The sequence below is a fragment of the Bacillus sp. GM2 genome, assembly GCF_056155945.1.
In genome coordinates, this window is sequence record NZ_JBRKSZ010000007.1 from 2133418 (window position 1) to 2144950 (window position 11533).

The window sequence follows — 11533 nt, forward strand, 5'->3', positions numbered from 1 at the left end:
GAATCATTCCCTCCGGATGATTCGTCACCTGTTTTCCTGCTGTTTCGTTTCCTTTATGTATCCAATGAAATCGATCATAACGCCTTTATCTGGATCATTGCGTATCCGAAACGCGATCGTTCCGGGCTGACCGGTATTTTCCATCTTGTAAGCGGCATGAAACACATGGATGCTCGCTTCAGAAATTTGAAAATCATCAGCATGAAGCCCGGAAATTCCCCATTTCTGTTTGTTTTCCAGGATTGTTTCCGGAGAGGGGGTTGCGCCCTCCACGTACAACCGCTTCATCTTTGACACATCATCGTTCAATATCGCCTCAAGCATACCCTCGACTGCGACGAGCCGCCTGTCTTTTCCTTCATCTTCATTCTGACAGCCGGCAGCAATCATTGCAACGGCTAAACAAATCAGCACAGCTGCAAATCTTCTCATACCAATCCCCCCTGATCTCTGCCTAAAATATATAGGCTTTTACGAATTCTGGCAAGCAAAAAACCCTCCCTAAAAAAGGAGGGCTGCTGCTTACAGCGAATGAATGAATGCAGTTGCAATACCGAAGTAGATCAGCAGTGACAAAATGTCATTTAATGTTGTGATCAGCGGACCCGATGCAATTGCAGGGTCGACGTTGCACTTGTGAAGGATGATCGGGACGATCGTTCCCGCCATCGTTCCGATAATCAGTGTGGCAAAGAGCGAAGTCCCTACCACAAAACCGAGCAGCAGATTCCCCTGCCATACAATCGCGATTCCCGTAATCACGACCGCACACACGACGCCGATGATAATCCCGGCTCTGAGCTCCCGGAAAATCAAGCGGAAAATCGTTTTTTTATTGAGCTCTTCTTTAGAAAGTCCCCTGATGACGACAGCGAGAGACTGTGTTCCGGTGTTACCCGTCATTCCTGCGATCATTGGCATAAAAAAGGCCAATGCGACAACCTGCTGCAGCGTGTCTTCAAAAAAGCTCATGATGCTGCCAGAGATCAAACCGATGAACAGAAGCAAGATCAGCCACGGCAGACGACGGTATGCAGCGACATACGATTTTGTATCAAACGTGATCGCTTTACCAGATGCAGCAAATTTTTCGTAGTCTTCATTCGCTTCCTGGATAACGATGTCGATAATGTCGTCAACCGTTACGATCCCGACAAGTTCATGGTCTTTTTCTACAACGGGAATCGCCAGAAAGTCGTACCGCTCGATGAGCCTTGCGACTTCTTCCTGATCTTGAAGAGCGTCCGCCGATATCACCCTTGTAAACATTAAATCCTGAACCTTCTCATCGGGTTCTGCCAAAATGAGATCCCGGTATGAGATAACCCCGACAAGCTGCTTTTGTTCATTGATAACGTATAAATAGTTGATCGACTCTGCGATTTCCGCAAAGCTTTTCAGCTTGACGACCGCTTCTTTTACCGTGTAATGCTGCGGAATCCAGACATAGCGGTTTGTCATGATTCTTCCCGCTGTTTCAGGCGGGTAGTTCATCAGAACCCGGACCGCTTCAGATTCTTCCGCTTCCATACTGGAAAGAAGCTGGTCTTTCAGCTCTGGGTCCATTTCCTCGAAGAGCGCGGCAAGGTCGTCGTTGTCCATTTTATTCATCACATGGATCGCTTTTTCTTTGCCGACCTTGTTCAAAACGACAAGCTGCTCTTCTCTATCCAGTTCGCCCATGAGATCGGTAATGTCTTCAACCGTTAAAAAAGACAGATACCGGCCGCGGTGCTTTTCGGGCATCTCCTTAAACAGAATCGCCATATCATAAGGCTGCAGTTCCTCTAAAACGTTTTGAAACTCTTTTCGCTTTCCGTCTCTCAGCAAAATAATAATGCGTAAAATAAGTTCATCATATGTCATGTTTTTTACCATGGCAATCTGTACCTCCCTTTTCAGGAGATCCTTATATCACCATAGCAAAAGGGGTGAAGTATAAGGATCTCCTCATCAATCAATGTGTGATACTGTAAAATATTTCTCGTATGTTTAAACCGCCTCGAATGGGGAGAATCCATACTTCCACCTCCTTGTTTAATACGGAAAGTTCACTTTCCTCAAAAAATAAAAAAACACCTATTTCATTGAAATGAAGGTGTTAAAAGCCATACAAAATAAAACCCTAACGCCTTCCATCGTAGAGCTTTAGCACTGTATGGCATAGGCAACATGCCAGCTGCATTAAAAATCACCTTAGATCGATGATTTCTGTTGACCCATTGGCGTCTTTGGACATTTTTGGGCAGCAGCGTATCTCCATACAGGAGCCTCACCTAACGAAGAGCTGTATTTACCGGACACAATGAGATTACAGAAAAAAAGGATAACTGTCAATAAGAAAAGCAAACTTAATGCTCTCTATTATGGTTGATTCCCTTTTTCGTCAAAATTAAACCAGCTCTTTCGCCGAGATGCCGAGCTCCGTTCTTACTTTTCGCTATCCTGTTCAAGGTCGTCCTTTGACAGCAGGTGGTAGTTTTCGTGCAGCAAAAGCGCGTATTCTCCTTCATATTTTGGATGCGGCACAAACTCCGCCTGCTCGATTGACAATTCGTCTCTTTTTTCGTTTTCTTGTTCTTTCACCCTGTATCAACTCCTTTTTTTAATAGGATATCCTTTTGCCGGGATAATATGATGAAGCGAAATCTCATATATCTAGTGATTCTCTCGCCCTTTCACCGATTTCACAGGTCTTTTCGCTTACAATTCCAGCATTGTTCGCAGTTATTCGACTTTTCTCCTCTATTATCTATATTTTTTAACTTTTCATAAAATTCATACAAATGAACCTTTTTTTAACAAAGCGAATGTTTTACAATAAAATCACGCACCTTGTAACCCATCTAAAGCAGCATATAACAGGGAGGGCTTTGAAATGCAAATGCGATTAATTCCTTATGTCACTGACACAAAGCTGATGGACGTGAATGAATTGCCGGAAGGAATCGATGCGATTAAGGCACCGGAGCTGTGGTCACAAGGTTTTAAAGGAAAAGATATCACTGTCGCAGTGCTTGATACAGGCTGTGACGCAACCCATCCCGATTTGGCAGACCGAATCATCGGAGGCAGAAACTTTACTGATGATGACAACGGAAAAGAAGATCAATTTCATGATTATAATGGACATGGCACCCATGTGGCGGGTACGATTGCCGCAAACGATCAAAACGGCGGCATCTCCGGCGTGGCACCCGAAGCGAACCTATTAATCGTCAAGGTGCTCGGCGGTGAAGACGGCAGCGGGGATTATGAATGGATCATCAACGGGATCAACTACGCCGTCGAACAAAAAGCCGATATCATTTCAATGTCGCTCGGCGGACCTGCCGACGTTCCGGAATTGAAAGAAGCGGTGACAAACGCAGTGAAAAGCGGAGTGCTCGTCGTCTGCGCCGCCGGAAACGAAGGCGACGGCAATGACCGTACAGAGGAGTACTCATACCCTGCTGCATACAACGAAGTCATCGCTGTCGGGTCCGTGTCATTGACGCGGGAGTCTTCCGAATTCTCAAATGCGAACAAAGAAATTGACCTCGTTGCACCTGGAGAAGAAATCCTCTCTACATTGCCAGATCATCAATACGGAAAGCTGACGGGAACATCGATGGCTACACCGCACGTCAGCGGCGCGCTCGCTCTCATTAAGTCAGCTGAAGAAGAGGCGTTTAAACGGAAACTGACAGAACCGGAACTGTATGCTCAGTTAATCCGCCGCACGCTTCCTCTTGATTACTCAAAAGCGCTGATCGGCAACGGATTCTTATATTTGTCGGCGCCAGAGGTACTGGCAGAAAAAGCCGGCGAAGCAAAACTTCTTTCCCTTTAACAGCCTAAGGAGGCTGCCGACAATGTCGGCGGCCTTTTTCATGTCCGTCGATAAGGCCGAATCTTTTTAATTGCAAGAATTCAAAAATTATTTTGACTAAAAGATCGTGACGGTATATAATCTACTAAACAATTTCATCGCCGGGAACATGGTAATCTAACGAGGTTAGATTTTAAAAGGGAAGTTTGGTGAAAATCCGACGCGGTCCCGCCACTGTGAATGAGGAGGTTATTTCATAAAACCCATTGTTTCTATACGGGAAGGGGGAAATAACCGTCGATTCATGAGCCAGGAGACCTGCCTGTTCTGACGCACCATCAACCTACGGTCGATAGGAGGTGTTCGAGTTGACGTAACAATCGCTACGTTTATTTCTCGTTCGCAAAAATGCTGTTTTCAGGCATTCACCTTCTCATTGTCCGAAGTGTGAGTGTCTTTTTTTATTGAACATTAAAAGGAGGAGACCAGAATGACAAATGTAAAAACGAGCAGCTTGGGATTTCCAAGAATCGGCTTGAACAGAGAATGGAAAAAATCGCTTGAGGCTTATTGGAAAGGAAACACAGACCGTGAGACCTTTTTAAAAGAAATGGACGAACAATTTTTAGCAGCCCTCCAGACTCAGCTTGATCAGCAAATCGATATCATACCGGTTTCCGACTTTACCTTGTACGACCACGTTCTTGACACGGCGGTGATGTTCAACTGGATTCCAAAAAGATTCAAGGATGTACATGATCCGTTAGATACTTATTTCGCAATGGCGAGAGGCACGAAAGATGCTGTATCGTGTGAAATGACAAAATGGTTTAACACAAACTACCATTATATTGTGCCTGAATTTGAAAAAGGCGCACAATACCGCGTGACGAGAAACAAACCGCTTGAAGATTACAAAAGAGCAAAAGCAGCATTGGGAACAGAAACGAAGCCCGTCATACTCGGCCTTTACACTTTCGTAGCCCTTGCAAAAGGCTATGAACAACAAGATATCAAAGATATTTATAACCAAATGACGCCTCTTTACATCCAAGTTCTGAAAGAGCTTGAGCAGGAAGGCGGCAAATGGGTGCAAATCGACGAGCCCGCTCTAGTGACGGCTTCACATGAAGAAGCGGCTGCAGTCAAAGAAATCTATCAGACGATGACAGAGGAAGTCCCTGGACTGAATATCCTTCTGCAAACCTATTTTGATTCGGTTGACGCTTATGAAGAGCTGATATCGTTTCCTGTCGCCGGGATTGGTCTTGATTTTGTTCATGATAAAGGGAAAAACTTCGAGCATTTAAAAGCGCACGGTTTCCCTAAAGACAAAGTCCTTGCCGCCGGTATTTTAGACGGGCGCAACATTTGGAAAGCCAATCTCGAAGAACGCCTTGACCTGACGATTGAGCTGATCCGGAGTGCCGGTGTTGACGAAGTCTGGATTCAGCCTTCAAACAGCCTGCTTCACGTCCCTGTCGCAAAACACCCGGACGAGCATCTTGCCGATGATCTTTTGAACGGTTTATCTTTTGCAAAAGAAAAGCTTCTGGAGCTTACACTGCTGAAGAACGGGCTTGTTTCCGGAAAAGCGGCCATCCAAGCGGAAATCGATGAAGCTCACGGACATCTTCAAGCTCTCAAACGATACGGTGCAGCGACAAATTCGGCCTTTGCCGAAGAAAGAGACAAGCTGACCGAGGAAGACTTTAAACGTCCGACTGCTTTTGAAGAAAGACTGCGGATCCAAAATGAATCTCTCGGACTTCCTCTATTGCCGACAACAACGATCGGCAGCTTTCCGCAGACGGCGGAAGTGCGGAGTGCGCGGCAAAAATGGCGGAAAAAAGAATGGTCTGACGAGCAGTATGAAGCATTTATTCAGGAAGAAACAAAGAAATGGATTGATATTCAGGAAGAGCTCGGACTTGACGTTCTCGTTCACGGAGAATTCGAACGGACAGACATGGTTGAATATTTCGGTGAAAAGCTCGGAGGATTCGCCTTTACCAAATACGCCTGGGTTCAGTCATACGGTTCCCGCTGTGTCCGTCCGCCGGTTATCTACGGAGATGTCGAGTTTAAAGAGCCGATGACGGTAAAAGAAACAGTTTACGCCCAATCCTTGACCTCGAAGAAAGTCAAGGGCATGCTGACAGGTCCTGTTACGATTTTAAACTGGTCCTTTGCCCGCTATGATCTGCCGAGAAAAGAGATTGCCTTCCAAATCGCCCAAGCTCTCCGCAAAGAGGTTGAAGCGCTCGAAAAAGCAGGCATTCAAATCATCCAGGTCGATGAACCCGCCTTGAGAGAAGGCCTGCCGCTTAAAGAACGGGATTGGGACGAGTACCTTAAATGGGCTGCCGAAGCGTTCAGACTGTCCACTTCATCAGTAGAAGATACGACGCAAATCCATACGCATATGTGCTACAGCAACTTTGAAGATATTGTAGACACGATCGAAGATCTTGACGCAGACGTCATTACGATCGAGCACAGCAGAAGCCACGGCGGATTCCTTGATTATCTGGAACAGCATCCTTACCTGAAAGGACTCGGGCTTGGCGTCTATGATATTCACAGTCCCCGCGTCCCTTCCAGCGATGAAATGCTCACGATTATAGAAGATGCGCTGAAAGTCTGCCCGGCTGACCGCTTCTGGGTAAACCCTGACTGCGGTTTAAAAACGAGACAGCCTGAAGAAACGATCGCAGCGCTTAAACATATGGTTGAAGCAGCCAAACAAGCAAGAGGCAAACTCGCTCAGACTGTTTAATTCCACAATAAATCCAACACAAACGCCGCCTGTTCACACGGGCGGCTCTTTTCATGTCCTCAGCCCTTTTTAGGCCGAAAGAACCGTTATATAAGGTATGTCCGCCCAAAAATCATTAAGACTTTTGATTCATTCGTACGATTTCCTTCCGTATCCTTTTCTTTTAACATATTTGTAGTAGATGATGGAAGGGAAGGAAAATATGTAGTGATTGACGATGGAATAGCGTTAGAACGAAAAATCAAACGAAAAATATATCAGGAAGACATTCACTCTCTTCAGCTATACGTAAAAGAAGTGACTGCCGCCATTGACGAGCTGAGGCAGGAAATTTCTTCCATTTTAAAAGCACACCAAATGTATATCAACGGATGGCGCGGACAGGCGCGCGAAATGTATGACGCACTTTTGGACGATCTTGACCGGGCGGAATCGCGCGTGTATGACAGGCTGAGGGCCATTAAGGAGCAGGCGTCCGAAGAAATTGAGCGGCTTCAGCTGAAAGCCGAGGAGCTGACATGACGATCCGGCTGAACATCAATGATCTGCACGCGCTCGCCCGCCAATTTCGCTATTCCCACCAGCGAATCAGCGATTTAATAAACCTTTTGAACCGCCATTTTCATGTTCTTTTCTCCAGCGTGAAAACAGCAAGGACCTACGGGATCGATCAGGCGCAATCCGAAATGGAACATGAACTCAATGGATTTTTACACACGCTCGATGATTTGCAGCATCTTCTGCACTTTACAGAAATCCGCATGAAAAAGACCGATCAAATGCTTGCAGAGAAGCTCTTCCAGAGCGGCGGGCGTCTGGCAGGCTACCTGCCGATCATGTCTTTTTTGGCCGCGGCCAAATGTTCCCCTGACAGTTACAGACTGACCGCGCCGCCGCTGTCTGAACCGCTCGCTCTCATGAAGCAGATAAAACAAAACGGTCTGTCAGGACTCTTTACGAAAAAACGAGCCGCAGCATATATTCAGTTAGATAGAGAAGGACAGCAGCAGCTGTGGTCAGCACGCCGCATGATCAGCCGCACAATCGCCGACAACCTTTGCCTTCTGGCGTATCAGCAAATCGCAAAAGGCCCGCTTTCTCTTACGGTCTTCCTTTTCGGAAAAAAAGCGGAAGCAGATGCGGCAGATATCAAAACCGTTTGTCTTTCAAAAAACAAAACGATTTCCGCTGCCACGCTCCACAGCTTCAGTGCCAAAATGTATTCCGGCTAAGAGGCTCGGAGCGGACTTTCACAGGATATGATGACAGCGGCGGTCAGGTAGGACGCCTAGATGGTTTGCCGCCGATCCTGTGAGCACCGCCTTTGCAGGCCTACAAGGGTTTGTCGCCACGCTAAAAGCCTGATTGTTGAAATCAGGCTTTTTGGCATGCCTACCAGGTGGCATTCTTTGCTTCTACTCTATGTTCCCCGTCTCCTTCTCTTTCGATTGTGACCCTTCCATCATCAGAAACTGTTACAACTGCAAGAGCTGTGTCATGAACATAGCTCGAGTTCCATAGTTCACTGACCGGCCTCTTTTTTAACAGATTCAAAAGCACCAAAATAAACACGGAATGGCTGACAATGAGGACATTGCCTTCCCGATGGCGGTGGAGAATGAATTCATACACCCGGCTGACCCGTCTTTCAAAATCGTAAAAGCTCTCCCCTTCATCAGGCATGTATGTTTCAGGCGCATTAAAATACGCTTCCAGCAAGTCAGGATCGCTTTGTTTGATCTCATCATACGTTTTTCCTTCCCAGCGGCCGATCGAGATTTCTTTTAATCTGTCGTCTGTTATAAAGGGAACACTGCGGTTCTGCAGCATAGCCCGCGCAGAATCAACAGCCCGGCCGCTTGGACTGGAATATGCGGCTTGGAATTGAACAGCTTTCAGCCGTTCGCCGAGGGCGTTTGCATTTGCCAGCCCCAAAGCCGTTAAATTGGAGTCTTCCCAGCCTTGCATTCTTTTTTCAATATTCCATTCCGTCTGACCGTGTCTTGCAATATACAATGTAAGCAAAACATCATCCTCCGTTCATCATTCTAGCATTCATTGTATGCGATGGTCCGTTCGAAATCAAACATACTGAATATTCTGATGCGCGTTTATTTTACAAGATTCATCAGCTATAATAAGAAGGCAAGACAACCAAGGAGGATACAGAAATGAATCATGAAACATTTTTGCAGCGCGCAATCGACCTTGCGGTGGAGAGCGTGAAAAGCGGCACGGGCGGACCTTTTGGCGCTGTGATTGTCAAAGACGGCCAAATTATTGCCGAGGGAAAAAACAATGTCACAACAAGCAATGATCCGACCGCGCATGCTGAGGTAACGGCTATTCGGCTCGCCTGTGAAGCACTTGGAGATTATCAGCTGAACGACTGCATTCTTTATACAAGCTGCGAACCGTGTCCAATGTGCCTGGGAGCCATCTACTGGGCGAGACCAAAGGAAGTTTACTTCGCCGCTCAGCATTCAGATGCCGCATCGGCCGGTTTTGACGATTCTTTTATTTATGAAGAAATCACAAAAACGCAAAGCGAACGGACAATTCCTTTTTATAAAATGGACCTTCAAGCAAAGCTTGAGCCCTTTCTCACGTGGGAAACGACCGATCAAAAAGTGGAATATTAAAATAAAGAAAGCTTCCTGGTGAAGGAAGCTTTCTTTATTTTGAAGCTGACGTCTCATACCATTCAAGCTTTTGATCTTCAGATTCCAAGTCAAGGCTTTCCGCCTTTCCATCCTTTTCAATTTCAAGCCTGACGATTTTCCCTTTCAGTTTTTCAGGTGCTTCGGCGACATCCCTCTCAAAATCGGCTGTTTTCTGATAAGTTTTTTCCCCTGCTTTTGTTTTGATTGTAATGTTTTGCTCCGATTCGCTGACAAACGCGGCAATGATTTTTCGGCTGCCGTCTTTCTCCTGTTCATATACGCCGTTTTGGTCGGCTTTTGACTGCGGCATGAGCTCGGCTTCTTCCGCTTCTTGCGTTTTTCCGTCCACCTCTACCTTCACAAGCTTCCCGATTAAGTCATCATGGTCGTCTTCGCTGTGAAAACGGCTGCTTTTCGGGACAATCAGTTCCTTATCCTTTATTTCAAGCGTGATTTGGTCGTCTTCGGCATGAACATACTTGCCTATCAAATCAAAATCTTCTTCAGACCGGATATTTTTGTCAAGAGAATATGTTTTCAAATCAGTCGCTTTCTGTTTGGCCGTATCAGCCGAGGGTTGATTTCCGTTGTTCTCCTTCGCTCCGGTTCCGCATCCTGCAAGGACGAAGGCGGCAGAGAGCACGGCGAATACAAGCGCTTTTTTAAGATATGCCATTTGCTGCTCCTTTCTAAAAAAGAAAGCAAACAAGCTTTGTTTGCTTTCTCGTTTTCATCTTTCCCGTTTGTTTATTTTACTTCAAGGCTGACGTCGATATTTCCTCTCGTCGCTTTTGAATAAGGGCAAAAGTCATGAGCGGCTTCGACCAGCTCTTTCGCTTTTTCTTTGTCTACCCCGCCTGAGGTAACGATCAGCTTGACGCCGATTTTAAAACCGCCGTCACTCTCATCCTTCAGCAAGCTCACATGGCCCTCGACCTCAGAATCGATGTCAATGCCTTTTTGTTTTGCAACATGCTCTAATGCGCCGCCGAAGCATGCCGCGTATCCCGCCGCAAAGAGCTGTTCAGGATTTGTCCCTGATTCGCCTTCTTTTTTTTCATTTGGCATGACAATGTTGTGGTCCAAAACCCCGTCATCTGATTTGACATGTCCTGATCTTCCGCCTTTTGCCGTGACTTTTGCTGTAAATATTGCAGTCATCCTGATTCCTCCTTACGTTTTTTTCCTCTACTCTTTATATTTCACAAAATGAGTTTTTTAAACATCCGTTTTTGTTTTTTCGGATTTTTTGCAGAGCAATGGGAAAAGAACGAAAAATCTTATACAATAAAAAGGAACATAAAAAAGAGTTGGTGAAACGATGACAAACGAATTTGAACATATGAGGCTTGACAGACAGCTTTGTTTTCTCCTTTATGCCAGTTCGCGTGAAATGACGAAGCTTTACAAGCCGCTGCTTGATAAACTCAATATTACGTATCCGCAGTACCTCGCACTCCTTTTATTATGGGAACACGGGGAATTAAACGTCAAAACAATGGGCAAGCTCCTTTATCTCGATTCCGGCACACTGACGCCGATGCTGAAGAGGATGGAGCAGCACGGGCTTTTAACAAGGGAGCGGTCACCTGAAGATGAACGGTCTGTGGTCGTCAGACTGACAGCAGGCGGCCAGGCACTTCAGGAAAAAGCGAGCAGCATTCCGCAACACATGATCGCCCAGACCGATCTGTCGGCTGGCGAACTGAAGAACTTGAAACAAACGCTTGAATCCCTTCTGGCTTCATTGACGAAAAAAACAGATGCGTTGTAAAGACAGCAAAAAGGCGCCTTCATATCGAAGGCGCTCTTTTTTAAGAAATCACTTCAAGGCTGACATCAACATTTCCGGAAATCGCTTTTGAATACGGACAAACGGTATGAGCTTGATGAACGAGTTTTTCGAGCTCCGGCTGTTCAACACCGGTTCCTTTTACTTGCAGCGTGACACTGAGCTTATAGCCTCCATCTGCTTCATCTTTCAGAAGGCTGACGTTAGCCGTCACCTCTGTCTCCATTCGAAGACGCGCTTTTTGGGCGGTCAATTGCAATGCACTGTCAAAGCATGCCGCATATCCGGCGGCAAACAGCTGCTCCGGATTGGTGGCATTTTCGTTCTTTTTGGCTTTTGGCGTTCCCGGCATGGCCAGCTCCAGCTCAAGGACGCGGTCAGATGAGGTGACTTGTCCGTCTCTGCCGCCTTTGGCAGTAGCTTGCGAGGTAAATAGCGGTTTCATGATTGATCGTCTCCTTTCATTTCGATTGTGCACAATTTAATTT

General features: G+C 46.2%; 13 protein-coding genes and 2 riboswitches. Of the genes, 6 read left to right on the forward strand and 7 right to left on the reverse strand.

The genetic code is table 11. The features are described 5' to 3' along the window. Positions 1-24: 24 nt before the first annotated feature. The 3 genes from ACVC9U_RS11830 to ACVC9U_RS11840 form a co-directional block, all read right to left on the reverse strand. Positions 25-432, reverse strand: coding sequence for a hypothetical protein (locus tag ACVC9U_RS11830; RefSeq protein WP_075753153.1), 408 nt, complete (start codon positions 430-432; stop codon positions 25-27). A 90-nt stretch (positions 433-522) separates the two neighbouring features. Beyond that, on the reverse strand, positions 523-1878 hold the full coding sequence (gene mgtE / locus ACVC9U_RS11835) for a magnesium transporter (RefSeq protein ID WP_075753155.1): 1356 nt from the start codon (positions 1876-1878) through the stop codon (positions 523-525). A gap of 248 nt (positions 1879-2126) precedes the next feature. After that, a riboswitch (M-box (ykoK) riboswitch) is annotated at positions 2127-2291 on the reverse strand. Positions 2292-2430: 139 nt separating this feature from the next. After that, complete coding sequence (locus ACVC9U_RS11840) at positions 2431-2586, reverse strand: transcriptional regulator SplA domain-containing protein (RefSeq protein WP_020451111.1); 156 nt, start codon at positions 2584-2586, stop codon at positions 2431-2433. 292 nt (positions 2587-2878) lie between these two features. Between ACVC9U_RS11840 and ACVC9U_RS11845 the strand changes: the two genes are divergently transcribed. The 4 genes from ACVC9U_RS11845 to ACVC9U_RS11860 all read left to right on the forward strand — a co-directional run bounded on the left by ACVC9U_RS11845 (position 2879) and on the right by ACVC9U_RS11860 (position 7822). Next, positions 2879-3832: a S8 family peptidase gene (locus tag ACVC9U_RS11845; RefSeq protein ID WP_003181011.1), complete on the forward strand. Its 954-nt coding sequence runs from the start codon at positions 2879-2881 to the stop codon at positions 3830-3832. Between the two features lie 130 nt (positions 3833-3962). Further along, positions 3963-4151, forward strand: a riboswitch (cobalamin riboswitch). Between the two features lie 150 nt (positions 4152-4301). Beyond that, entirely contained in the window at positions 4302-6590 is a 2289-nt protein-coding gene (gene metE, locus ACVC9U_RS11850) for a 5-methyltetrahydropteroyltriglutamate--homocysteine S-methyltransferase (RefSeq protein WP_075753157.1), read from the forward strand. A 207-nt stretch (positions 6591-6797) separates the two neighbouring features. After that, positions 6798-7112: a DUF5082 domain-containing protein gene (locus ACVC9U_RS11855; RefSeq protein ID WP_075753159.1), complete on the forward strand. Its 315-nt coding sequence runs from the start codon at positions 6798-6800 to the stop codon at positions 7110-7112. Further along, positions 7109-7822 (forward strand): hypothetical protein, encoded by a 714-nt coding sequence (locus ACVC9U_RS11860; protein ID WP_075753161.1) that lies wholly within the window; start codon positions 7109-7111, stop codon positions 7820-7822. The genes ACVC9U_RS11855 and ACVC9U_RS11860 overlap by 4 nt, the downstream gene beginning before the upstream one ends. Positions 7823-7982: 160 nt before the next feature. Here ACVC9U_RS11860 and ACVC9U_RS11865 read toward each other — a convergent pair whose 3' ends face one another. Further along, positions 7983-8615, reverse strand: coding sequence for a histidine phosphatase family protein (locus ACVC9U_RS11865; protein ID WP_075753163.1), 633 nt, complete (start codon positions 8613-8615; stop codon positions 7983-7985). Positions 8616-8761: 146 nt separating this feature from the next. Here ACVC9U_RS11865 and guaD point away from each other — a divergent pair, with 146 nt between their 5' ends. Beyond that, positions 8762-9232, forward strand: coding sequence for a guanine deaminase (gene guaD, locus ACVC9U_RS11870; RefSeq protein WP_020451105.1), 471 nt, complete (start codon positions 8762-8764; stop codon positions 9230-9232). Between the two features lie 34 nt (positions 9233-9266). Here guaD and ACVC9U_RS11875 read toward each other — a convergent pair whose 3' ends face one another. Next, the gene (locus tag ACVC9U_RS11875; RefSeq protein WP_441390983.1) at positions 9267-9929 is read right to left on the reverse strand and encodes a hypothetical protein; all 663 of its coding nucleotides are present in this window, start codon (positions 9927-9929) and stop codon (positions 9267-9269) included. Positions 9930-10000: 71 nt separating this feature from the next. Beyond that, positions 10001-10414, reverse strand: coding sequence for an organic hydroperoxide resistance protein OhrB (ohrB, locus tag ACVC9U_RS11880; RefSeq protein ID WP_075753167.1), 414 nt, complete (start codon positions 10412-10414; stop codon positions 10001-10003). A gap of 160 nt (positions 10415-10574) precedes the next feature. On the opposite strand from ohrB, the gene ACVC9U_RS11885 reads away from it, so the two are divergent. Next, positions 10575-11027: a MarR family winged helix-turn-helix transcriptional regulator gene (locus ACVC9U_RS11885; protein WP_020451102.1), complete on the forward strand. Its 453-nt coding sequence runs from the start codon at positions 10575-10577 to the stop codon at positions 11025-11027. 40 nt (positions 11028-11067) lie between these two features. On the opposite strand, the gene ACVC9U_RS11890 is transcribed toward ACVC9U_RS11885, so the two are convergent. Continuing rightward, entirely contained in the window at positions 11068-11493 is a 426-nt protein-coding gene (locus ACVC9U_RS11890) for an organic hydroperoxide resistance protein (RefSeq protein WP_075753462.1), read from the reverse strand. Positions 11494-11533 lie beyond the last annotated feature (40 nt).